Source organism: Streptomyces sp. NPDC004788, from assembly GCF_053601115.1.
Map to the genome: position 1 here is coordinate 134,181 of NZ_JBSGBF010000001.1, position 21,285 is coordinate 155,465.

The window sequence follows — 21,285 nt, forward strand, 5'->3', positions numbered from 1 at the left end:
TCGGGAGTCTAGGCAGCGGTCCGCCGGTGCGCGGCGTCGAGCAGGGCCAGTTCGTCGGTGGTCAGCGCGATCGAGCCCGCCGCCACGTTGGCCGCGAGGTGGGCGAGGTCGCCCGTACCCGGAATGGCCAGGAGGTGGGGGCCCTGGTGGAGGGTCCAGGCGAGGCGGATCTGCGCCGGGCTCGCGTCGTGGGCGCGGGAGACGGCCAGGATCTCCTCGGGTTCGGCGGCCGTGGCCCCGCTCTCCCTCCCGGCCGCGGCGATCGCGTAGAAGGGGACGAACGCGATGCCCTGCTCGCCGCAGTCGCGCACGAAGTCGGCGTACTCCGGGCGGACCCCGATCCCGTACATGTTCTGCACGCAGACGACGGGGGCGATCCGCCGCGCCTCCGCCAGGTGCTCGGGGGTGATGTTGGAGAGGCCGAGGTGGCGGATGAGGCCGGCCTCGCGGAGTTCGGCGAGTGCGCCGAAGCGCTCGGCGATCGAATCGGTGCCGAGGACCCGGAGGTTGACGACGTCCAGGTGGTCGCGGCCGAGCTGGCGCAGGTTCTCCTCGACCTGGGCGCGCAGCGCCCGCGGGGTGCGGGCGTGCTCGGCCCAGGCGCCGGAGGCGTCACGGGCGGGGCCGACCTTGGTGGTGATGACGAGGTCGTCGGGGTAGCGGCCGGCGGGGGAGGCGAGGGCGCTGTTGATGAGCTCGTTGGCGGAGCGGAGGGAGGAGAAGTAGAAGGCCGCGGTGTCGATGTGGTTGACGCCCAGCTCGACCGCCCTGCGCAGCACGGCGATCGCCTGGTCGCGGTCCCTCGGCACGGCGTGCTCGACGAGCGCCTCGCCGGTCTGCGGCAGGCGCATAGCGCCGAAGCCGACGCGGTTGACGGTGAGGTCGCCGAGGGTCCAGGTGCCGGCGGCGGAGGCGTGGACGCGGGGGTGGGGAGAGGGGTGGGTGGTGGTCGTCATCCCGGGATGATCTCCCGGAGGCGTGGCTGCGGCAACGGGGGTTAGCCCCACCCCGTACCCGCGTGCCTGCCGGATGGGGAGCTGACGCCCGATCAACAAGGCTGTGGACATGAAGACTTACGCAGGAATCGCCCTCGCCGCTGCCGCCCTGACCTCCGCCACCCTGATCGTCCCCGCGACCCCGGCAGCCGCCGCGACCGAGGCCGCCGAGGCCGCCGCGACTGAGGCCGCCGAGGCCGCCGAGGCCGCGGCCGGGACCTCTCCCCTCGCCTGGACCCCCTGCGGCGTCGCCGACCTGCACCAGGAGTGCGCCACGCTCTCCGTCCCGCTCGACTACGCCGATCCCGACGGCCGCCAGGTCTCCCTCGCCGTCTCCCGCATCCGCAGCGCCGACCCCGCCGCCCGCCGCGGCACCCTGCTCGTCGTGCCCGGCGGCCCCGGCAGCTCCGGCGTGCAGCTGCTCGGATCGAGGGGCAAGCGGCTCAAGGGCGCGCTGGGAGAGGCGTACGACCTGGTGGCCTTCGATCCGCGGGGCGTCGGCGGCAGCTCGAAGGCGGACTGCGGGCTCGACGAGGCGGACCGGCACATCACGACCCTGCGCGCCTGGCCCACCGCCGACGGCTCGATCGAGGAGAACGTCGCCCGCTCCCGTCGCATCGCCGAAGCCTGCGCCCGGAGCGGCGGCCCGGAGCTGCGCGGCCTCACCACCGCCAACGAGGTCCGCGACATGGACCGGCTGCGGGAGGTGCTCGGCGAGGAGAAGATCTCGGCGTGGGGTACCTCGTACGGCACGTACGTCACCGCGCAGTACGCCCAGAAGTTCCCGCGCCGCACCGACCGGATCGTCCTCGACAGCAGCGCCGACCCGAACCCGAAGTACGTCGCCCGCGGCTGGCTGCGCGACATGGCGGCCGCCGCCGACATCCGCTTCCCCGACTTCGCGGCCTGGGCGTCCCACCCGGACCGCGCGGCCGACGGCCTGCGCCTCGCCGACCGCCCCGAGGACGTCCGCCCGCTCTTCCTCGACCTCGCCGCCCGCCTCGACCGCGCGCCCAGGCCGACGACCACGCCCGGGGTGCCGCTCACCGGCAACGTGCTGCGGCAGGCCCTGCAGATGGCGCTCTACTCCGACTCCCAGTTCCCGTCCCTCGCCCGGCTGATCGCGCAGGCCCGCACCGACGGCGAGACGCCCGTCCTGCCGGGCGCGCTGGCCGGCCCGATGCCCGACGCGGACGCGACCGTCACCGTCGGCGTCATCTGCAACGACGTGAAGTGGCCCCGGTCCGTCCCGGCGTACGGGCGTGCCGTCGCAGCCGACCGCGTCGCCCACCCGTTGACCGCCGGCATGCCCGTCAACGTCACGCCCTGTGCCTTCTGGAAGGGCGGCCCCGTCGAGAAGCCCACCCGCATCACCGACGCCGGACCCTCCGACATCCTCATGATCCAGGGCCTGCGCGACCCCGCCACCCCGCACTTCGCCGGCCTGAAGATGCGCGAGGCCCTCGGCGCCCGCGCGCGCCTCGTCTCCGTCGACCACGGCGGCCACGGCATGTACCTGAGCAACGGCAACGCGTGCGGCGACGCGACGGTCACCCGCTTCCTGCTGACGGGGGAGCGGCCGGCCGCCGATGTGACCTGCCGCTAGAGCTCGGGGCGCCAGACCTCGGCGGGCGCGGGCCGGGGCTCCGGGGACGGGCCGCTTGCCGCGACCGGAGCCGCGACCGGAGCCGCGACCGGCGCCGGGGCCTCCGTACCCGTATTCGTCTCCGTGTCCGTCTTCGTGTCCGTGTCCGTGTCCGTCTCCGTGTCCGTCTCCGTGTCCGTCTCCGTGTCCGTCTCCGTGTCCGTCTCCGTGTCCGTCTCCGTGTCCACGTTGAACTCCTCGATCAGCTCCTTGCTCAGCCCGAAGAAGTACGTGGCCAGGAAGCCCACCACGTATCCGACGAACAGCCCGCCCGCGTAGATCGCGACCGTCGTGCCGAGGCCCTTGTCGCCGTCGAGGAGCGGGAAGAGGGCCCAGCCCGAGGGGCCGATGGCGGTGGAGCCGACCTTGTCGCCGAGCATGCCGAAGAGGCCGACGAAACCGCCGCCGAAGGCGCCGCCGACGCAGGCGGTGACGAAGGGGCGGCCGAGGGGGAGCGAGACGCCGTAGATGAGGGGCTCGCCGACGCCGAGGAGACCTGCCGGGAGGGCGGACCTGATGGTGCGGCGCAGCGAGCCGTTGCGGGGAAGCCGGAGGTGGACGGCCATGGCCGCGCCGACCTGGCCCGCGCCCGCCATCGCGAGGACCGGGAGGAGGACGGTGTAGCCCTGCTGCTCGATGAGGGTCGTGTGGATGGGGATGAGGGCCTGGTGCAGGCCGAGCATCACGAGCGGGAGGAAGAGGCCGCCGAGTACGAAGCCGGCGCCGGCGCCCGCGTGCGCGAGCAGCCAGTTCGCGAAGTCGCCGATGGCCCGGGAGACCTCGCCGGCCACGAACATCAGGCCGAAGACGGTGACCAGGCCGGAGACGAGCACGGTGAGGGTCGGTGTGACCAGCACGTCCAGGGACTCCGGCACCGTGCGGCGGCACCACTTCTCCACGTACACGGCGAGGGCCGCCGCGCCCAGCGCGCCGAGCACACCGCCCTGGCCGGGGGAGAGGGCCCGGCCGAAGACCTCGATCTTGGCGACGCCCGCGAAGACGATGACGGAGCCGACCGCGCCGCCCAGGACGGGCGTGCCGCCGAACTCCTTGGCCGTGTTGTGGCCGACGAAGACCGCGATCAGGGCCATGAAGCCGCTCGCGACGGCGGCGAGCGCCGGGGTGACGCCGGGCAGCCATCCGAGGTTGACCAGCAGGCCGTTCAGGCCGGCGATGATGCCGCAGCCGATGAGGGCGGGGATCAGCGGGACGAAGATGTTCGCGATGCGGCGGAGCAGCTGCTTGAAAGGGGTGGCGTTCTTCGCCTTCCTGGCCGCCTTGATGGCCGCGCCCCGCTCGGCGAGGGTCTTCGGGCTCTCCGCCTCCGCCGCCACCAGCGTCTCGAACTCGGGAGCCACGCGGGCGACCGTGCCCGGCCCGAGGACGATCTGGTACGTGTCGTCCTCCACCACCCCGAGCACGGCCGGCAGCGCCCTCAGGGCCTCGTCCTGGACGAGCGAACGGTCCCGCAGGCCCAGCCGGAGGCGGGTCATGCAGTGGGCCACGGAGCGGATGTTGGCGGGCCCGCCGACGAGGGGGAGGAGCGCGGCGGCGATGGCGCGGTTCTTGTCGTCTGTGCTCACTCTCCGAGTGTCACGGCGTGGGCTCCGTCGCGTGCTGCGCCGCGCGCAGGTGGCCGCGGGAGTCCGCCAGCCGCCGCTCGGCGGTCTTGGCGTCGATGCCGGCGAGGATCATCAGGATCGCGGTCTTCGCCTCTCCGCCGGCGGCCGCGAGGGCGGTCTCGATCTGCTCGTCCGGCGCGCCCGTGGCGAGCGCCACGATCCGGCGCGAGCGGGCCTGGAGCTTGTCGTTGGAGGCGCGGACGTCGACCATCAGGTTTCCGTAGGTCTTGCCGAGCCGGATCATGGTGATCGTCGAGATCATGTTGAGGACGAGCTTCTGGGCCGTGCCGGCCTTCAACCGGGTGGAGCCGGTGAGGAGTTCGGGGCCCGTGACGACCTCGATGCCGTGCTCGGCGGCCGCGGCGAGCGCGCTGCCCGCGTTGCAGGACAGGCCGATGGTGAGCGCGCCGAGCGCGCGGGCGTGCGCGACGGCGCCGACGGCGTACGGGGTGCGGCCGGAGGCGGAGATGCCGACCACGGTGTCGGCGGCGGTGAGCCCGAGCGCGGTCAGATCGGCCGCGGCGAGCTCCGCCGAGTCCTCGGCGCCCTCGACGGCCTCCACCATGGCGGCGGGGCCGCCGGCGATGAGGCCGACGACCTCGGACGGGTCGGTGTTGAAGGTGGGCGGGCACTCGCTGGCGTCCAGGACGCCGAGCCGGCCGGCCGTACCGGCGCCCATGTACACGAGCCGGCCGCCGCGGGCCATCCGCTCGGCCGTCGCGTCGATGGCGGCGGCGATGGCCGGGAGCTGCTCGGCCACGGCGGCGGGGACGGTCTGGTCCTCCTGGTTCATGAGCGCGGCGATCTCGGCGGTGGGCAGCCGGTCGATCTCGGCGAGCTCGGGCCGGTACGCCTCGGTGGTGAGGGTGGCGAGCTGGGCGCGCAGTTCGGAGTACGTGGCGGACACGGGTGGCTCTTTTCGGCGGTCGGCGGTCGGAGACGAGCGTTCGGCGGTCGGAGGCGAGTGGTCGTCGGTCGGCGGTCGGCGGTCCGAGGCGTGCGTTCGGCGTTCGGAGGCGAACGGTCAGCGGTGGGACGAGGGGCGCGCGGGTCAGCGGCTGCGAGGGGCGTGGCGGTGGGCCAGGGCCTCGTACGAGGCCGCGAGGGCCGGGGCCGCCGTCTCGTACGTTCGCTGCGTGACGCAGGTGAACAGGCAGTCCACGACCAGGAGTTGGCTGGTCCGGGACGACATGGCGGCCGGGCGCAGCTCGCTCTCGCGGGCGGTGGAGGTGGTCAGCACGTGGTCGGCGTACTGCGTCACCGGTCCGTCCGGGCGGCCCGTGATGGCGACGGTGGTGGCGCCGTGGTCGAAGGCCACGCGCAGCGGTTCTATGACGTCGCCGGTCGAGCCGGAGTGGGTGATGGCGATGGCGACGTCGCCGGAGCGGAGCTGCACGGCGTTGGTGACGGCGAGGTGCGGGTCGCTGTGGGCGTGCGCGATCAGGCCGATGCGGAGCAGCTTCTGGCCGAGGTCCTGGGCGACCAGGCCGGAGGCGCCGACGCCGTAGATGTCGACGCGGCGGGCGGTGGCGAGGGCGGCGACGGCGGCGCCGAGCTGCACGGTGTCGAGTCCGGCGGCGGTGTCGGCGAGGGTCTGCTGCTCGTCGTACGCGAGCTTGGCGACGACGTCGGCGACGGGGTCGTCGACGGCGATGTCGGCGGTGACGGAGGGCGCCCGGCCGGACTGCTGCTGGGCGGCGAGGCCGGCGAGGGCGAGCCGCAGGTCGCGGTAGCCGGGGTAGCCGAGGAGGCGGGCGGTGCGCACGACGGTCGCCTCGCTGGTGCCGGTGAGCTCGGCGAGGCCGGTGACCGTGAGCGCGGCGCAGCCGGCCGGGTCGCCGGCGACGGCCTCGGCGACCCGCTGCATGGAGCGGGTCATGGAGGGGGCGAGGGTCCGCACCTTGGCCGCGAGGGCGGCGGGCGCGGGCGGGGCCGCGGCGGTCCCGGGCCCGGGGGCCCCGGTGGCCGCGCCGATGAAACTTTCCTTCACGTCATGGGTCACAATTGAAAGATATTTTCGGCCGGAGAGGGCGTCAAGAAGGGCGACAATATGAGCATGGACGACATCGACCCCGTGGAGCAGTCCCTTCATGCCGCCCGCGCCCTGGTCCTCGCCGACCTGGTGGCCCGCGAGGTCGCCATGGCCGAGGTCGTCTCGATGGTGGAGGACGCCGTCGCGCACCGCCGCTGGTGGGTCGAGCAGTGGCCCGAAGGGCGGGCCTTCGTCGCCGGCCTGATCGCCCAGGACGTCCAGGACGCCCTGCTCGAACGGTACGGCCGCTGGCCCCTCTGCCCGGTCTGCTCCTCGGGCGACCCGCACGCCCTCGACGTCGAACCGGAGATGGGCCCCGACCCGCACTGGGTGTGCGGCAAACAGGGAGTGGTGGTCGCCCCGGTGGGCGGTCTGACGTGACCCGGGCGTACGGGACGACGGGGACCGCGAGGCCGGGGCCCGACGGGACGGGGACCGCGAGGCCGGGGCCCGACGGGACGGGGACCGCGAGGCCGAGGCCCGACCGAACGGGAGCCCGGCCGTGACCCTCTACATCGACCCGCCGACCTGGCCGGGCCACGGCCGCATGTGGTCGCACCTGGTCAGCGACGTCTCCTTCGACGAGCTCCACGCCTTCGCGGCCGCCATCGGCTGCCCGCCCCGCGCCTTCGAGCGCGACCACTACGACGTCCCGTCCGACCACTACGCCTCCGCCGTGGCGGCGGGCGCGGTCGAGGTCGGCTCGAAGGAACTGCTGCGCCGCCTCACGGAGGCGGGCCTGCGCCGGCCGAAGGGCCGGCCGGCGCAAGAGGCATAGGGCGTCGGCGGCGGCATCCTTGGCGGCGGCGGCCGCGTCGTCCGCATACGTCTCCGGCTCAGCGGGTCGTCCGCATACGTCTCCGGCTCAGCGGCGCGACGCTTGCGGGGCGTTCGCCTCGGTGTCACGCGCGCTCCGCGCCACCACCCGCGAGCGGGACTTCGTCAGCCGCAGCGACACCGTGACCGCCGCCAGGCCGAGCAGGGTCATCGCCGCGCCCGCCCATGCCGGGGAGGCGTAGCCGAGGTCCGCGTCGATGACGGTGCCGCCGAGCCAGGGGCCGCCGGTGTTGCCGAGGTTGAAGGCGGCGGTGGTGGTGGCGCCGGCGAGGGTGGGGGCGGCGCCGGCGACGTTGAACATGCGGGCGTTGAGGGCGGGGGCCGTGTAGAAGGCCGAGACGCCGAGCAGGAAGGTCAGTACGACCGTGGCGACGGGGCTGGAGGCCAGCAGGGCGAGCGCCACCAGGATGACGGTGGAGGCGGTGATGCCGCTGAGGAGGACGCCGAAGAGGTGGGCGTCGGCGACCCGGCCGCCGATGTACGTACCGATCAGCGCGCCGATGCCGAAGAGCGCGAGCACGCCGGAGACCCAGCCCGCGTCGAGGCCGGCGACGTCGGTGAGCAGCGGCGCGAGGTAGGAGAAGGCGCAGAAGACGCCGCCCGCGGCGAGCGCGGTGGTCAGGACGGACAGCAGCACCTGCCGGTCGCGGTAGATGACCAGCTCGCCCTTGAGGCGGGGGCGCCGCTCGGGCAGGGGGATGTGCGGGATCCGGGTGAGTACGCCGACGAGCGCGATCGCCGAGGCGGCGGCGACGGCCCAGAACGCGGAGCGCCAGCCGAGGTGCTCGCCGAGGAAGGCACCGGCCGGCACGCCGAGGACGTTGGCTATCGACAGGCCGCCGATCATCACGGCCATGGCCCGCGCCCGTGCCCCGACCGGCACCATCGCGATCGCGACGGCGGCCCCGACCGCCCAGAACCCGGCGCACGCCAGGGCGCTCACCACGCGGGACGCGAACAGCACGGCGTAGTTCGGCGCGAGCGCGCCCGCGACCTGCCCCAGGCCGAAGACGCTGATCAGCGCGACCAGGGTGGTCTTGCGCGGCAGCCGCAGGGTCGCGGCGGCGAGCAGCGGGGCGCCGACGACCATGCCGATGGCGAAGGCGGAGATGAGCAGTCCGGCGCGGGGGATGGAGACGTTCATGTCCTCCGCGATGGGCGGCAACAGCCCGGACAGCATGAACTCGCTCGTGCCGAGCGCGAAGACGGAGAGGCCGAGGATGTAGACGGCCAGCGGCATACGGGTGGGGGTGGGGGAGGGGGCGGGAGACGGGGTGGTCGGCGGCGAAGTCGGCATGACACGGGCAACCTGCGGTTTGTGCCTGTCATTCCTCCCACGGCGAACATCTCGCGATCCGGGACGGCTCCTACGGTCGTAAACTCCTCGCACCTCACGGGATCCGCCCAGGGGGGCCGGATCCCGTCTGCTTCGTCTGCTTCGTCTTCTCCGTCTTCTCCGTAAGACCGTCCCGAGGGGGGACCCCTTTGCGCCTGCGCGCACGTACCCGCACCGCACTCACTCGCACCGTGCTCACCGCGGCCCTGGCCTGCGCCGCCGCGCTGCCCGTGTCGTCCGCCGAAGCGGCGACCGGCAACGCACAGATCACCAAGGTCGTCGTGAACGGCGGCAAGGACATCGTCGTCGGCACGTCGCCGAAGGCGGTGACCATCACCGCCACCATCAGCGAGGACACCGCGCTGAAGGCGCTCTACCTGGACTTCGAGCACGTGACGCGCGGCAACGTCGACTTCCAGGTCTCCAAGCCCGCCACCTGCACGGGTACGGGGGCGGTGCGGAACTGCTCCGTGACGTACACCCTCGACCCGCGCCAGGACGTCGTGAACAACGCCGTCGCCGGCGGCGGCTGGCGGGTCTACGCGCAACTCGAGTCGAGGGACGACCTCGTCAGCGGGTACTACCCCTCCGTCTCCGTCCGCCGCGCCGCCGCCCTGACCGTGGACGCCTCGCCCGAGCCCGTACGCAAGGGCGCGCCCATCACCGTCACCGGCCGGCTGACCGTGGCCTCCTGGAACACCGACCGGTACGCCGGATGGGGCGACCAGGCGCTCCAGCTGCAGTTCCGCAAGGCGGGCACCAGCACGTACGCCACGGTGAAGACCGTGCGGACGAGCTCCACCGGCGACGTCCGCACCACCGTGACGGCCTCCGCCGACGGCTTCTGGCGCTGGCGTTACGCGGCGCCGAGCAACGTCCAGTGGGTCAGCGCCACCGGCGACTACGTCGACGTGCGCTGACGGCAATTGGGTGGCGGGCGGCGGGTGTTGGCGCGAGCATGCGACCCATGACGACCGACGACACCACCCGCTGGACCCAGGCGACCGTCTACCCCGACATGTGGGCGGACCCCGACGACGACCCGCGCAACAGTGACGGCCCCAGCCCGGACGGCGAGCTCGGCACGCTGCTCGACTGTCTGACGAACTACCGCCTGACCCTGCGCATGAAGTGCGAGGGCCTCGACGCGGAGCAGCTCGCCCGCCGTTCCGTGCCGCCGTCGACGATGTCGCTGCTCGGCCTCGTACGCCACCTCGCCGAGGTCGAGCGCGGCTGGCGCGGCTGGATCAGCGCCGACGGCGAGCGGCCGCCGAAGCTGTACGGCGCGCGCGACGCCGACTTCGACGGCGCCGTGGCCGACCCGGCCGTGGTCGAGGCCGCGTTCCGCGACCTGGAACGCGAACAGGCTGAGACCGACGCCGCCCTGGCCGCCTTCCCCGACCTGGGCGAGCGGGTCGGCAAGGACGGCGTCGCAATCCGCGAGCTCCACGTCCACCGCATCGACGAGTACGCCCGCCACTGCGGCCACGCGGACCTGCTGCGGGAGTGCGTGGACGGGCGCGTGGGGCAGTAGCGGCGGTGACGGCGCGCCAAGGGTCCGGACCCTTGGCGCGCCGTGTTCCCGCACTACGACGTGTGGCCGCCGCCTCGGAACAGGTCGAGCACGCCGGGCAACGGCGGGAAGCGCGGCGCGCACTCCGGGCACGCGTACACGTTCCATCCGGGGCCGGAGTTCTGGTGCACCTCGGCGACGACCAAGGGTGCGTCCGTCATGTGGCCCTACGCCCCCGGCCCCGTCAGCTCTCCAGTTCCCCCAGCTCCCGTTCCATGTTCGTCCGCGCCCGCTCCTCCCACACCGCCGCCCCGTACGGCGTGCGGAACAGCCGTGGCAGGGCGAGTAGTTGGCGGAGCACCGCGGCCCGGCCCTCGCGGAAGGCGTCGTCCGGGACGAAGGCGTACTCCTCGCGGACCGCTGACGTATACCCCCTGTAGGTATCGGGTGCGGCGGCCAGGATGGCGAGGTCCGCGTCGCAGAGGGTCTCGCCGTTGAGGTCGCCGGGGGCCGGGTCGTGGGTGGTGGTGAGGCGGACGAGGCGGGCGACCTCGGTGACCTCGTGGGGGGTGAGGCCGGCCTCGGTGAGGGCCTTCTCGGCCAGGGCGGCGGAGCGTTCCTCGTTCTCGGAGCGGTCGGGGCGGTAGACCGCGTCGTGGAACCAGGCGGCGAGCCGGACGAGTTCCAACTCCCCTCCCTCGCCGCCCTGGTCGGCCAGTTCGTCGATGCGGTCGAGGACCGCGCGCAGGTGCTCGACGGTGTGGTAGCGGCGCTGTGGCTCGGTCCAGCGGGACAGCAGGTTCCGGCCGTACGGGAGGGGGTCCGGGCCCTCGCGGCCCGACCGGGCCGCCAGCAGGGTCGAGGTCCAGCGAGCCAGGAGTTCCTGTTCCTGTGGCGCGGTCAGCTCGGTCGTCGGCTCAGGGGTCATGGGCGCATTCTGCCGCTCCGGGCCGGCTCCGACCCCGTACGACGTCCACGGAAGCGCGCCTTCATCTCGCCCTTACATACCCCCCATGGGTATGCTACGGTGCTCCACGCAGGTACCCCCCAGGGGTATGTCACCGCGGTCGAAGGGCAGGGCAGATGTCAACCGTCAACCCCCGGCGCTGGTGGGCACTCGCCGTGCTCGCCGCCGCTCAGTTCATGGTCATCATGGACACCTCCATCATTGGGGTCGCGCTCCCCGAGATGCAGAAGGCCCTGGGCTTCTCGCAGAGCGAGCTCCAGTGGATCTTCAACGCCTACGTGATCGTCTTCGGCGGTCTGCTGCTCCTCGGCGGCCGGCTCTCCGACCTCGTCGGGGCCCGCAAGATCTTCGTCTCCGGCTGGGCGATCATGATCGCGGGATCGATCGTCGCCGCCGCCGCGCAGAGCGCCTGGGTCGAGATCGTCGGCCGCGCCGTGCAGGGTGTCGGCGGTGCGCTCATCGCGCCCTCCGCCATGACGCTGCTGATGATGCTCTTCATGCACGACCCGCGCGAGCTCGGCAAGGCGATGGCCCTCTACGGCGCCGCGGCCCCGGCCGGCGGTACCGCGGGCGTGTTCCTCGGCGGTGTGTTCACCGAGTGGGCGTGGTGGCAGCTGTGCTTCGTCATCTACGTCCCGATCGGTCTCGCGACCCTCGCCGCGACCAAGCTCCTCCCGAACGTCGAGTCCCGCCGCGGCTCCGTCGACGTCCTCGGCGCCGTCGCCGTGACCGCCGGCCTCGCCCTCGGTGTCTTCGCCGTCGTCCGCGCCCCCGAGGTCGGCTGGGGCGCCACCGCCACCGTGCTCGAACTCATCGGTGCCGTCGTCCTCATCGGTCTCTTCTTCGTGATCCAGAAGGCGATCCGCGAGCCGCTCATGCCGCTCAGCGTGTGGCGGGTCCCGCGCCTCGGCTCGGCCAACCTGGCGATGACGCTGCTCGGCGCCGCCTGGATCCCGATGTGGTACTTCCTCAACCTGTACCTCCAGCAGGTCCTCCACTACGGCGCCTTCGAGTCCGGCGCCGCGCTGCTCCCGATGACCGTGCTCCTCATGATCTTCATGACGGCCATCACCGCCCGCCTCATGGCCAAGGTCGGCGCCAAGCCGCTCATCGGCATCGGTCTGCTCGTCCTCGCCGCCGGCCTGCTCTGGCTGGCCGCCGTCGAGCCCACCGGCACCTTCCTTGTCGACGTCCTGCCCGCCTCGCTGGTCGCCGCGCTCGGCATGTCCCTCGCCTACATCCCGACCATGATCGCCGCGATGTCCGGCGCCCCGCAGGAGCAGGCCGGTCTCGCCTCCGGCATCGTCAACACCACCTACAACGTCGGCTCCGCGCTCGGCCTCGCCGCCCTCACCGCGGTCGCCATGTCGCAGGGCGCCGACCAGCTCGGCAACCTGCCGAAGCTGACCGACGGCTTCTCGGCCGCCTTCGTCGGCGCCGCGATCATCGCCGCCGTCGGCGGTGTCATCACCCTCCTGGTGATGAAGAGCGACAAGGCGCTCGCCGCCGGCGCCGCCGACTCCGCCCCGCAGCAGCAGGGCGACAAGGTCGCCGCCTGAGCCGCACCCCGCAGGGGCCGCCCGACGTTCCTCCCCTGGACGTCGGTCGGCCCCTTTTTTCTCATTCCCCGGCCGTTCCCCGAATTCGCCGAGTTCCGGAAGGAAAGAATTCATGGACCTTTTCACCCGCGCCGTGCACGTCTCCAATCCTCCCCTCCCCGACGGCAGTTGGCCGCTCTCCGTCCCCCTCGTCCAGGCCTCCGCCTTCGCCTTCTCCTCCGCCGACGAGCTCGCCGAGGCCATGGCCGGACCCGACGGGCGGTACGTCTACAGCCGGCGCGGCAACCCGACCGTACGCGCGCTGGAGCAGACCCTCGCCGGGCTCGAAGGCGGCGCCGGCGCCATCGCGTTCGCGTCCGGAATGGGGGCCATCAGCGGGGTGCTGCTCGCGCTGCTCAAGCCCGGCGACCGGGTGGTGGCGCAGAGGTGCCTGTACGGCGGGACCTTCAGCGTGCTGTCGGACCTGGCCGCGCGGTACGGCATCCACGTCACGTACGTCTCCGGCGACGACCCGGCCGAGTTCGAGCGGGCCGCGCAGCATCCGGCCACCCGGCTCCTCGTCCTGGAGACCGTCGCCAACCCCACCGGCCAGGTCGCCGACCTGCCCGGACTGCTCGCCGCGGCCCGCCGGACCGGCGTGACCAGCGTCGTCGACAACTCGCTCGCCTCGCCCGTCCTGTGCCGTCCGCTCGAACTCGGCGCCGACGTCGTCGTGCACTCCACCACGAAGTACCTCTCCGGCCACTCCGACGTGCTCGGCGGCGCCGCCGTCTTCGCCGACGACGCCCTGCGCCGGGCCGTCTGGCCCCGTACGGTCGAACTCGGCGCCTGCGCCGACCCGTTCGCCGCCTGGCTGACCCTGCGCGGGATACCGACGCTGCCGCTGCGGATGCGCGAGCACTGCGCCAACGCGGCCGTCCTCGCCGAGCGGCTCGCCGCCCGGGAGGACGTGGCGAAGGTCCACTACCCGTGGCTGGCCGGCCACCCCTCGTACGACACCGCCCGCAAGGTGCTCTCGGGCGGCGGCGGGCTGCTCTCCTTCGAGCTCGCGGGCGGGCGCGAGGCGGGCCGGGCGTTCATCGAGGGCGTGCGGGTCGCGCGGCTCGCGCTGTCGCTGGGTGGCGTGGAATCGCTGGTCACCCACCCCGCCTCCACCTCCCACCGCGAGCTCGGCGCCGAGGCCCTCGCGGCGGCCGGCATCGCGCCGGGGCTGGTGCGGATGTCGGTCGGGATCGAGTCGGTCGAGGACCTCTGGGCCGACATCGAGCGCGTCCTCGATCTCGGGCTCGAACAGGCCCACGGCTAGCGGGAGTTCGAGCCGGAAAAAGCGGCCCTCCCGCGCTTCTTTTGGGTTGACAAAATAAATGACTGATTCGTAGATTGGGTGATGCCAGGGAACGACCACTCCTAGGTCAAGGGGGGCGCGAGATGCGCTACTTCGAGGACTTCCGGCCCGGCGACGTCCACCAGCTGGGCACCGTCACCGTCACGGCGGAGGAGGTGCTGGAGTTCGGCAAGCGCTTCGATCCGCAGCCCTTCCACACGGACCCCGAGCTCGCCAAGGACTCCCAGTTCGGCGGGCTGATCGCCAGCGGCTTCCACACCCAGTCGATGTTCATGCGCCGCTACGTCGACGGACTGCTCGCCTACAGCGCCTGCATGGGCTCGCCCGGCATCGACGAGGTCCGCTATCTGCGACCCGTGCGCCCGGGCGACGTCCTCACCGCGCGCGTGGAGATCCTCGGCGTCACGCCGTCGCCGTTCAACCCCACCACCGGCACCGTCAAGCCGCGGTGCACGCTGGTGGCCGCCGACGGGACGGCCGTGTTCAGCATGATCCTGCACAGCATCTTCCGGCGCCGTCCCGCCGGGTCCGAGGCCGGTCGTCCGTCGTCGATGCCCGCGGCCGCGGACCCGTCCGGATGCTGCCGCTCCGCCCAGCGGAGCGCCCCCACCAGCGCCGAGGCCGGCGCCGTGGAGAACGAACCCGCAGTGGCCATGAGTGCCTGAGCCGGCACACCTCTGAGCACGGCCGTCCGAAACCTTTCCACCACTCACCGAAGGGGGACCTCCTGTGGAGGCCGTATCCCGCACCGCCCAGTGGACCGCCGCCGCGCGCGCCCTGGAGACCGAGCGCGAGGACCGGCTGTTCGCCGATCCCTACGCGCGCACCGTCGCCGACCAGATCGGCTTCGAACTGCTCGAGCGCTACGCCGGGGGCGGCACCGTGCCGTTCCTCGCCATCCGCACCACCTACCTGGACCGCGCCATCGTCAAGGCGGTGGAGGAGCGCGGCATCCGCCAGGTCGTCTTCCTCGCCGCCGGCATGGACACCCGCTTCTTCCGGCTGCCCTGGCCCGACGGCGTCACCGTCTACGAGCTCGACCGCCCGGCCCTCCTGGAGGCCAAGGCCGAGATGCTCGCCCAGGAGCCCGCGCCCGCCGGCCGCACCCGGATCACCGTCCCGGTCGACCTGACGCAGGACTGGACCGGCCCGCTCAAGGAGGCGGGCTGGAAGAGCGACGAGCCCGTCCTGTGGGTCGTCGAGGGCCTGCTGTTCTTCCTGCCCGAGCAGGCCGTCCGGACCCTGATCTCGCTGCTCGCCGCGCACGCGGCGCCCGGCTCCGTGCTGCTCGGCGACGTCATCTCCAAGGCCGCCCTGGAGAACCCGCTCGCCCGCTCCTTCATGAAGGCGCTGGAGGAGGACGGCAACCCGTGGCTCTTCGGCACCGAGGAGCCCGAGGCGCTGCTCGCCGACTGCGGCTGGGAGGTGCGCGAGGTCAAGCAGCCCGGCGAGCCCGGCGCCCACTTCGACCGCTGGCCGTACCCGGTCCCGGCGCGCTCCGTCCCGCGCGTCCCCCGCTCCTTCCTCTTCACGTGCGACGTTCCGACCAGCCAGCAGGAGGTGGCCGCGTGAGCGCCCACGACTTCCACCAGAAGGTCATCACCGACGCCGGCGCGGCCGTGCGCGGTCTGACCGTCGCCCTCGGCGAGCGCCTCGGCCTCTACAAGGCCCTGGCCGAGCACGGCGCCCTCACCGCCGGCCAGCTCGCCGAGAAGACCGGCACCAACGAGCGGTACATCGAGGAGTGGCTGCACGCCCAGCTCTCCGCCGGGTACGTGGAGCGGCACCCGAGCTCCCTCACGTACACCCTGCCCGCCGACCACGTCGAGGTGCTCGCCGACCCGACCGCGGTCACCTTCGCGGCCGGCTTCTTCACCGCCCTCAAGGCGCTGTACGCCACCGAGGACCTGCTCGTCGAGGCGTACCGGAGCGGCGACGGCGTCGGCTGGGCCGAGCACGACGCGGCGCTCGACACCGGCATGGGCTCCTTCTTCCAGCCGACGTACGAGCACAAGCTCGTCCCGGACTGGCTGCCGGCCCTGGAGCAGGTCACCGACAAGCTGAACGGCGGCGGCACCGTCGCGGACGTCGGCTGCGGCGTCGGCCACACCACGCTGCTGATCGCGAAGGCGTTCCCCAACGCCACCGTCCACGGCTTCGACTACTCCGAAGAGGCCATCTCCATCGCGCGCCAGCTCGCCGAGGAGGCCGGCCTGTCCGACCGCGTCGTCTTCGAGGTCGCCTCGGCCGACGACTACCCGGGCTCCGGCTACGACCTGGTCTGCTTCTTCAACGCCCTGCACGACATGGGCGACCCGGTCGCCGCCGCGCAGCACGTGCACAAGTCGCTCGACGCGGACGGCACCTGGATGCTCGTCGAGTCGAACGTCTCGCCCGCCGACATCGACACCCAGACCCCCGCCGCCCGCATGTTCATGGCCCTGTCCGCCGTGATGTGCCTGCCGGTCGCGGTCGCCCAGCGCGGCCCGCACGCCCTCGGCAACCACTCCGGCGAGAAGGCGTTCCGCGCCATCGCCGAGGAGGCCGGTTTCACCCGCTGGCGGCGCGCCACCGAGACCCCGGTCAACGCGGTCTACGAAGTCCGGCCGTAACCCACAGCGAAGGAATCACCCATGGCCACCGCCGCCCTGCCCGTCACCGACCGGTTCATGGAGGTCCTGGAGCGCCTCAGCGAGCGCTCCGTCGAGGACTACTACAACCCGTACCAGACCTTCCAGTGGCCCGAGACCCTGGAGGAGAACCGGTACTGGATGACGCCGGAGCTGCTCACCGTCCACGGCACCGAGCACGTCGACACCCTCGGTGAGGAAACGCTTCAGCGCCTGTCGAAGTGGGAGTCGATCAACTTCTACAGCCTCAATGTGCACGGCATCCGCGAGCTCCTCATCGAGGTCGTCGGCCGCATCCACATGCCCGGCTTCGAGGTCCCCTCGGACTTCTTCCACCACTTCATCGGCGAGGAGAACGAACACATGTGGTTCTTCTCCGAGTTCTGCCGGCGCTACGGCCACAAGATCTACGGCTCCACCGGCATGCGCGCCGACGCCGCCTGGGAGCCCGAGGTCGAGAACTTCCTGGTCTTCACCCGCATCCTGTTCTTCGAGGAGCTGGTCGACCACTACAACTCCCGGATGGCCAAGGACGCCGACCTCTGCCACACCATCCGCGAGGTCAACCGCATCCACCACCAGGACGAGTCCCGGCACATCGCCTTCGGCCGCGAGCTGGTCTCGCTGCTCTTCCAGCGCATGTGCGAGGCCGTCCCCGCCGAGCGGGTCCGCGAGGTCGAGGCGTACCTCAAGCGCTACGTCGTCTACAGCATCAACTCGCTCTACAACCCGCACGTCTACAAGGACGCCGGCATCGCCGACCCGCTCGCGCTGCGCAACTCGCTGATCGCCGACGAGCGCCGCCGCGCCCACGAGCGCAAGGCGATCCGCAAGCCGCTCTCCTTCTTCCTGAAGACCGGGATCTTCTCCGACGACAGCCTCCCCGTCCTCTGAGATCCGGTCCTGAGCGCGCGAACCCACCCTGAGAGGTGAACCGACCATGACCGTGACAACCCCCGCGAACGCGACCGTCGGGGCGAGCACCGGGACGACCGGGGCGACCAGGGGCCTGCCCACGCTCGGCCCGGAGGGGACCCGCCTGCTGCGGCTCCTCGACGACACCTTCGAGGGCTGGGGGGTGAACGCGGGCGCCCGCGCCATGACGATGCCCCCGCTGCTCCCGGCCGCCGACCTGGCCCGGCTCGACTACTACGACAACTTCCCCCACCAGGCCGTCGTCGCCGCCCCGCTCGACCTCGACCGACGCGCGACCGCGCCCTTCTCCACCGACACCGGCCGCTTCCCGACCGAGGCGCTCCAGCCGGCCGAGCTCGGCCTGCCGTCGGCGTCCTGCTACGCCGTCTACCTGACCCACCAGGGCACCCAGGTCGCCGACGACCACCTGGTGACCATCTGCTCCTGGTGCTTCCGCAAGGAGACGCACTACGAGGGCATGCGGCGCCAGCTCGGCTTCCGCATGCGGGAGATCGTGGCCATCGGCGCGCAGAGCCACGCCGAGAACCACCTCGCGGACTTCACCGCCCGCATCCACGCCTTCGCCGCGGCACTCGACCTGCCGCTGCGCAAGGAGGCCGCCTGCGACCCGTTCTTCGACAAGGGCGGCTCGAAGGCGCTGCTCCAGCGGCTCACGCCGGTGAAGCACGAGTTCCTGTACGAGGACCTGGCGATCGCCTCGGTCAACACGCACCGGAACTTCTTCGGCGACCGCTGCGACATCACCCTGGAGTCGACCGGCGGACCGGCCTTCACCAGCTGTGTCGCCTTCGGCCTGGAGCGCTGGCTGTCGGCGCTCACCCGCCGTCACGGCAGCTGGGAGACCGCCACCGAGGCGGTCCTCGACGCGAACGCCCGCATGCGCGCCGATGCGAGTCTCGCGGCCGGGCCGGTGATCTGACGTGCCGGCCCGTCCCGTCGCCCCGCCGGCGGGCGGCCTGGGCTGGGCGAACCTCGGCATGGACATCGTGTCCGTCAACCGCGTGCGGAGGCTCCTCGCGCAGTACGGCGAGAAGTTCTTCGAGCGGATGCTCACCCCCGGCGAACTCGACGACTGCCGCACCGCCAGCGGGCTCGACGTGCTGAGCCTGTGCGGCCGGATCGCGGCCAAGGAAGCGGCGTTCAAGACCTTACGGGTCAGGGGCAGGTTCCTGCCCTGGCCGGACATCGTCGTACGGCGCTCCGAGGGCGGCTGGCCGCTCGTGGAGCTGCGCGGTCCCGCCGCGGAGATGGCCCAGGAGTCCGGCATCTCCGAGATCACCGTGTCCATCAGCCACGACGTGGACTACGCGGTCGCGGTCGCCGCGCCGATCATCGCCCACCCCGCCCCCACCCCTTCCGCAAGCAGCAGCATCTAGCAGCCTCCAAAGGAGAAGCATCATGGCCGACGGCCTGCAGACGGTGAAGAACTGGATCCTCGAGCGTCACCCCGAGCGCGACGACATCGCCGCCGACCTCGACCTGATCGAGAACCGCCTCATCGACTCGCTGTCCTTCGTCGAGTTCGTCTTCCTGCTGGAGCAGGAGAGCGGCACCTCGATCCAGATGGAGACCCTGGAGGTCGACTCCATCCGGACGCTCGGCGCCATCGAGCAGCACTTCTTCGCGAACGACAAGGTGGAGGTCCAGGCATGAGCCGCCGCCTGTTCACCTCGGAGTCGGTGACCGAGGGCCATCCCGACAAGATCGCCGACCGGATCAGCGACACCGTCCTGGACGCCCTGCTCGCCCAGGACCCGCACTCCCGCGTCGCCGTCGAGACCCTGATCACCACCGGTCAGGTGCACATCGCCGGCGAGGTCACCACCTCCGCGTACGCGCCGATAGCCCAGCTGGTGCGCGACGCCGTGCTCGACATCGGCTACGACTCCTCCGCGAAGGGCTTCGACGGCGCCTCCTGCGGCGTGTCGGTGTCCATCGGCGCCCAGTCGCCGGACATCGCGCAGGGCGTCGACACCGCGCACGAGGCCCGCGTCGAGGGCGTGGAGGACGAGCTGGCGGCGCAGGGCGCCGGCGACCAGGGCCTGATGTTCGGCTACGCCTGTGACGACACGGCCGAGCTGATGCCGCTGCCGATCGCGCTCGCGCACCGCCTGTCGCGCCGGCTGACGGAGGTCCGCAAGAACGGGACCGTCCCGTACCTGCGGCCCGACGGCAAGACCCAGGTCACCATCGAGTACGACGGCGACCGGCCGGTCCGCCTCGACACGGTGGTCGTCTCCTCGCAGCACGCCGCCGACATCTCCGTCGAGGGCCTGCTGACCCCGGACGTGCGCGAGTACGTCGTCGAGCACGTCCTCAAGGAGCTCGTCGAGGAGGGTGTGACCCTGGAGTCCGACGGCTACCGGCTCCTGGTCAACCCGACCGGCCGCTTCGAGATCGGCGGCCCGATGGGCGACGCCGGCCTCACCGGCCGGAAGATCATCATCGACACGTACGGCGGCATGGCCCGGCACGGCGGTGGCGCCTTCTCCGGCAAGGACCCGTCGAAGGTGGACCGCTCGGCCGCCTACGCGATGCGCTGGGTCGCCAAGAACGTCGTCGCGGCCGGGCTCGCCAGGCGCTGCGAGGTGCAGGTCGCGTACGCGATCGGCAAGGCCGAGCCGGTCGGTCTCTTCGTCGAGACCTTCGGCACCGGCACCCTCCCGGACGAGGCGATCCAGGAGGCCGTGTCCCAGGTCTTCGACCTGCGGCCGGCCGCGATCATCCGCGACCTGGACCTGAAGCGCCCGATCTACGCGGCCACGGCGGCGTACGGGCACTTCGGCCGGGAGCTGCCGGAGTTCACCTGGGAGAGGACCGACCGGGCCGACGCTCTCAAGAAGGCCGCGCGAGAGGTCACGGGGGTCTGATCCATGCGCATCGCTGTCACCGGATCCATCGCGACCGACCATCTGATGACCTTCCCCGGCTGGTTCAGCGAGCAGCTGATCGCCGACCGGCTCGACAAGGTCTCCCTGTCGTTCCTCGCCGACAACCTGGAGGTCAGGCGCGGCGGAGTGGCAGCGAACATCGCCTTCGGACTCGGTGTGCTCGGCCTGCGCCCCGTCCTCGTGGGCGCGGTCGGCGCCGACTTCGAGCCGTACCGGATCTGGCTCAAGGACCACGGTGTGGACACCGACTCGGTGCGCGTCAGCGAGTCGCTCCACACCGCCCGGTTCGTCTGTACCACCGACCGGGCGCAGAACCAGATCGCCACGTTCTACGCCGGTGCGATGAGCGAGGCCCGCGAGATCGACCTGCGGGACGTCGTCGCCCGGGCCGGGCGTCTGGAGCTGGTCCTGGTCTCCCCGGACGACCCCGAGGCCATGCTGCGGCACTCCCGCACCTGCCGCGAGCTCGGGGTCCCCTTCGCCGCCGACCCGTCGCAGCAGCTGGCGCGGCTCGACGGCGGGCAGGTGCGGGAGCTGGTGGACGGGGCACGGTTCCTGTTCACCAACGAGTACGAGACGGCCCTGCTGCGGGAGAAGACCGGCTGGTCCGAGGCGGACGTGCTGCGCCGCGTCGGGACGTGGGTCACCACCCACGGCGAGGCCGGGGTGCGGATCCGCGGCGAGGGCCGGGCGCCGCTCGCGGTGCCGGCGGTGCCGGTCGCGGGCGTGGTCGACCCGACGGGCGTCGGTGACGCCTTCCGGGCCGGTTTCCTCGCCGGGACGCTGTGGGGCGTGCCGGAGAAGTGCGCGGCCCAGCTGGGCTGCGCGGTCGCGGCCACCGTCCTCGACTACGTGGGCACGCAGGAGTACCGGCTGCACCGGGACACGCTCCTGGACCGCATCCGCACGACGTACGGGGTGGGCTGCACGGCCACGCTCATGACGCATCTGAGGCACCTGACATGACGGCACCTGAC

23 protein-coding genes are annotated in these 21,285 nt (G+C 72.4%); 16 read left to right on the forward strand and 7 right to left on the reverse strand.

All coding sequences use genetic code 11. From position 1 onward, the window contains the following. Positions 1-8: 8 nt before the first annotated feature. Positions 9-956 carry an aldo/keto reductase gene (locus ACWEJX_RS00705; RefSeq protein WP_451605373.1) on the reverse strand — a complete coding sequence of 316 codons (948 nt, stop codon included), beginning with the start codon at positions 954-956 and terminating at the stop codon, positions 9-11. A 109-nt stretch (positions 957-1,065) separates the two neighbouring features. On the opposite strand from ACWEJX_RS00705, the gene ACWEJX_RS00710 reads away from it, so the two are divergent. Further along, positions 1,066-2,601: an alpha/beta hydrolase gene (locus ACWEJX_RS00710; RefSeq protein ID WP_451605374.1), complete on the forward strand. Its 1,536-nt coding sequence runs from the start codon at positions 1,066-1,068 to the stop codon at positions 2,599-2,601. Here the strand turns inward: ACWEJX_RS00710 and ACWEJX_RS00715 are convergent. The 3 genes from ACWEJX_RS00715 to ACWEJX_RS00725 form a co-directional block, all read right to left on the reverse strand. After that, positions 2,598-4,223, reverse strand: coding sequence for a PTS transporter subunit EIIC (locus tag ACWEJX_RS00715; protein WP_451605375.1), 1,626 nt, complete (start codon positions 4,221-4,223; stop codon positions 2,598-2,600). The genes ACWEJX_RS00710 and ACWEJX_RS00715 overlap by 4 nt on opposite strands. Positions 4,224-4,233: 10 nt before the next feature. Beyond that, positions 4,234-5,169, reverse strand: coding sequence for an N-acetylmuramic acid 6-phosphate etherase (murQ, locus tag ACWEJX_RS00720; RefSeq protein ID WP_451605376.1), 936 nt, complete (start codon positions 5,167-5,169; stop codon positions 4,234-4,236). Positions 5,170-5,313: 144 nt separating this feature from the next. After that, on the reverse strand, positions 5,314-6,264 hold the full coding sequence (locus ACWEJX_RS00725; protein ID WP_451605377.1) for a MurR/RpiR family transcriptional regulator: 951 nt from the start codon (positions 6,262-6,264) through the stop codon (positions 5,314-5,316). Between the two features lie 54 nt (positions 6,265-6,318). On the opposite strand from ACWEJX_RS00725, the gene ACWEJX_RS00730 reads away from it, so the two are divergent. Both ACWEJX_RS00730 and ACWEJX_RS00735 read left to right on the forward strand, forming a co-directional pair. Next, positions 6,319-6,675, forward strand: a complete 357-nt coding sequence (locus ACWEJX_RS00730; RefSeq protein WP_403799709.1) for a hypothetical protein — start codon at positions 6,319-6,321, stop codon at positions 6,673-6,675. A 121-nt stretch (positions 6,676-6,796) separates the two neighbouring features. Further along, positions 6,797-7,072 carry a DUF4031 domain-containing protein gene (locus ACWEJX_RS00735; RefSeq protein ID WP_451605378.1) on the forward strand — a complete coding sequence of 92 codons (276 nt, stop codon included), beginning with the start codon at positions 6,797-6,799 and terminating at the stop codon, positions 7,070-7,072. An 87-nt stretch (positions 7,073-7,159) separates the two neighbouring features. Here ACWEJX_RS00735 and ACWEJX_RS00740 read toward each other — a convergent pair whose 3' ends face one another. Then, positions 7,160-8,371 carry a Cmx/CmrA family chloramphenicol efflux MFS transporter gene (locus ACWEJX_RS00740; protein WP_451605456.1) on the reverse strand — a complete coding sequence of 404 codons (1,212 nt, stop codon included), beginning with the start codon at positions 8,369-8,371 and terminating at the stop codon, positions 7,160-7,162. A gap of 287 nt (positions 8,372-8,658) precedes the next feature. Here ACWEJX_RS00740 and ACWEJX_RS00745 point away from each other — a divergent pair, with 287 nt between their 5' ends. Next, on the forward strand, positions 8,659-9,387 hold the full coding sequence (locus ACWEJX_RS00745; RefSeq protein ID WP_451605379.1) for a calcium-binding protein: 729 nt from the start codon (positions 8,659-8,661) through the stop codon (positions 9,385-9,387). Positions 9,388-9,425: 38 nt separating this feature from the next. Further along, on the forward strand, positions 9,426-10,001 hold the full coding sequence (locus tag ACWEJX_RS00750) for a DinB family protein (RefSeq protein WP_451605380.1): 576 nt from the start codon (positions 9,426-9,428) through the stop codon (positions 9,999-10,001). Between the two features lie 53 nt (positions 10,002-10,054). On the opposite strand, the gene ACWEJX_RS00755 is transcribed toward ACWEJX_RS00750, so the two are convergent. Both ACWEJX_RS00755 and ACWEJX_RS00760 read right to left on the reverse strand, forming a co-directional pair. Next, complete coding sequence (locus tag ACWEJX_RS00755) at positions 10,055-10,201, reverse strand: hypothetical protein (RefSeq protein WP_451605381.1); 147 nt, start codon at positions 10,199-10,201, stop codon at positions 10,055-10,057. A 23-nt stretch (positions 10,202-10,224) separates the two neighbouring features. Next, positions 10,225-10,908 carry an HD domain-containing protein gene (locus tag ACWEJX_RS00760; RefSeq protein ID WP_451605382.1) on the reverse strand — a complete coding sequence of 228 codons (684 nt, stop codon included), beginning with the start codon at positions 10,906-10,908 and terminating at the stop codon, positions 10,225-10,227. Between the two features lie 155 nt (positions 10,909-11,063). On the opposite strand from ACWEJX_RS00760, the gene ACWEJX_RS00765 reads away from it, so the two are divergent. The 11 genes from ACWEJX_RS00765 to ACWEJX_RS00815 all read left to right on the forward strand — a co-directional run bounded on the left by ACWEJX_RS00765 (position 11,064) and on the right by ACWEJX_RS00815 (position 21,274). Next, on the forward strand, positions 11,064-12,506 hold the full coding sequence (locus ACWEJX_RS00765) for an MFS transporter (protein WP_451605383.1): 1,443 nt from the start codon (positions 11,064-11,066) through the stop codon (positions 12,504-12,506). Positions 12,507-12,618: 112 nt separating this feature from the next. After that, positions 12,619-13,812 carry a trans-sulfuration enzyme family protein gene (locus ACWEJX_RS00770; protein WP_451605384.1) on the forward strand — a complete coding sequence of 398 codons (1,194 nt, stop codon included), beginning with the start codon at positions 12,619-12,621 and terminating at the stop codon, positions 13,810-13,812. Between the two features lie 122 nt (positions 13,813-13,934). Continuing rightward, on the forward strand, positions 13,935-14,516 hold the full coding sequence (locus tag ACWEJX_RS00775; RefSeq protein ID WP_451605385.1) for a MaoC family dehydratase: 582 nt from the start codon (positions 13,935-13,937) through the stop codon (positions 14,514-14,516). A 64-nt stretch (positions 14,517-14,580) separates the two neighbouring features. Next, on the forward strand, positions 14,581-15,423 hold the full coding sequence (locus tag ACWEJX_RS00780) for a class I SAM-dependent methyltransferase (protein ID WP_451605386.1): 843 nt from the start codon (positions 14,581-14,583) through the stop codon (positions 15,421-15,423). Then, positions 15,420-16,463, forward strand: a complete 1,044-nt coding sequence (locus ACWEJX_RS00785) for a class I SAM-dependent methyltransferase (RefSeq protein ID WP_451605387.1) — start codon at positions 15,420-15,422, stop codon at positions 16,461-16,463. Before ACWEJX_RS00780 ends, ACWEJX_RS00785 begins: the two co-directional genes overlap by 4 nt. Before the next feature lie 21 nt (positions 16,464-16,484). Beyond that, a complete protein-coding gene (locus tag ACWEJX_RS00790) occupies positions 16,485-17,375 on the forward strand; it encodes a diiron oxygenase (RefSeq protein ID WP_451605388.1) in 891 nt (296 codons plus the stop codon). Positions 17,376-17,421: 46 nt separating this feature from the next. After that, on the forward strand, positions 17,422-18,336 hold the full coding sequence (locus ACWEJX_RS00795; protein WP_451605389.1) for a hypothetical protein: 915 nt from the start codon (positions 17,422-17,424) through the stop codon (positions 18,334-18,336). A 1-nt stretch (position 18,337) separates the two neighbouring features. Then, complete coding sequence (gene acpS, locus ACWEJX_RS00800; RefSeq protein ID WP_451605390.1) at positions 18,338-18,793, forward strand: holo-ACP synthase; 456 nt, start codon at positions 18,338-18,340, stop codon at positions 18,791-18,793. A gap of 22 nt (positions 18,794-18,815) precedes the next feature. After that, the gene (locus ACWEJX_RS00805) at positions 18,816-19,070 is read left to right on the forward strand and encodes a phosphopantetheine-binding protein (protein ID WP_403799652.1); all 255 of its coding nucleotides are present in this window, start codon (positions 18,816-18,818) and stop codon (positions 19,068-19,070) included. Then, positions 19,067-20,287 (forward strand): methionine adenosyltransferase, encoded by a 1,221-nt coding sequence (gene metK / locus ACWEJX_RS00810; RefSeq protein WP_451605391.1) that lies wholly within the window; start codon positions 19,067-19,069, stop codon positions 20,285-20,287. The genes ACWEJX_RS00805 and metK overlap by 4 nt, the downstream gene beginning before the upstream one ends. A 3-nt stretch (positions 20,288-20,290) precedes the next feature. After that, the gene (locus ACWEJX_RS00815) at positions 20,291-21,274 is read left to right on the forward strand and encodes a carbohydrate kinase family protein (RefSeq protein WP_451605392.1); all 984 of its coding nucleotides are present in this window, start codon (positions 20,291-20,293) and stop codon (positions 21,272-21,274) included. Positions 21,275-21,285 lie beyond the last annotated feature (11 nt).

Coding starts and splice junctions, on each gene's coding strand:
- ACWEJX_RS00705 (WP_451605373.1), bottom strand. CDS start 956: ATGACGACCACCACCCACCCCTCTCCCCACCCCCGCGTCCACGCCTCC.
- ACWEJX_RS00710 (WP_451605374.1), top strand. CDS start 1,066: ATGAAGACTTACGCAGGAATCGCCCTCGCCGCTGCCGCCCTGACCTCC.
- ACWEJX_RS00730 (WP_403799709.1), top strand. CDS start 6,319: ATGGACGACATCGACCCCGTGGAGCAGTCCCTTCATGCCGCCCGCGCC.
- ACWEJX_RS00740 (WP_451605456.1), bottom strand. CDS start 8,371: ATGCCGCTGGCCGTCTACATCCTCGGCCTCTCCGTCTTCGCGCTCGGC.
- ACWEJX_RS00750 (WP_451605380.1), top strand. CDS start 9,426: ATGCGACCCATGACGACCGACGACACCACCCGCTGGACCCAGGCGACC.
- ACWEJX_RS00755 (WP_451605381.1), bottom strand. CDS start 10,201: ATGACGGACGCACCCTTGGTCGTCGCCGAGGTGCACCAGAACTCCGGC.
- ACWEJX_RS00760 (WP_451605382.1), bottom strand. CDS start 10,908: ATGACCCCTGAGCCGACGACCGAGCTGACCGCGCCACAGGAACAGGAA.
- ACWEJX_RS00765 (WP_451605383.1), top strand. CDS start 11,064: ATGTCAACCGTCAACCCCCGGCGCTGGTGGGCACTCGCCGTGCTCGCC.
- ACWEJX_RS00770 (WP_451605384.1), top strand. CDS start 12,619: ATGGACCTTTTCACCCGCGCCGTGCACGTCTCCAATCCTCCCCTCCCC.
- ACWEJX_RS00775 (WP_451605385.1), top strand. CDS start 13,935: ATGCGCTACTTCGAGGACTTCCGGCCCGGCGACGTCCACCAGCTGGGC.
- ACWEJX_RS00790 (WP_451605388.1), top strand. CDS start 16,485: ATGGCCACCGCCGCCCTGCCCGTCACCGACCGGTTCATGGAGGTCCTG.
- ACWEJX_RS00795 (WP_451605389.1), top strand. CDS start 17,422: ATGACCGTGACAACCCCCGCGAACGCGACCGTCGGGGCGAGCACCGGG.
- ACWEJX_RS00805 (WP_403799652.1), top strand. CDS start 18,816: ATGGCCGACGGCCTGCAGACGGTGAAGAACTGGATCCTCGAGCGTCAC.
- metK (WP_451605391.1), top strand. CDS start 19,067: ATGAGCCGCCGCCTGTTCACCTCGGAGTCGGTGACCGAGGGCCATCCC.
- ACWEJX_RS00815 (WP_451605392.1), top strand. CDS start 20,291: ATGCGCATCGCTGTCACCGGATCCATCGCGACCGACCATCTGATGACC.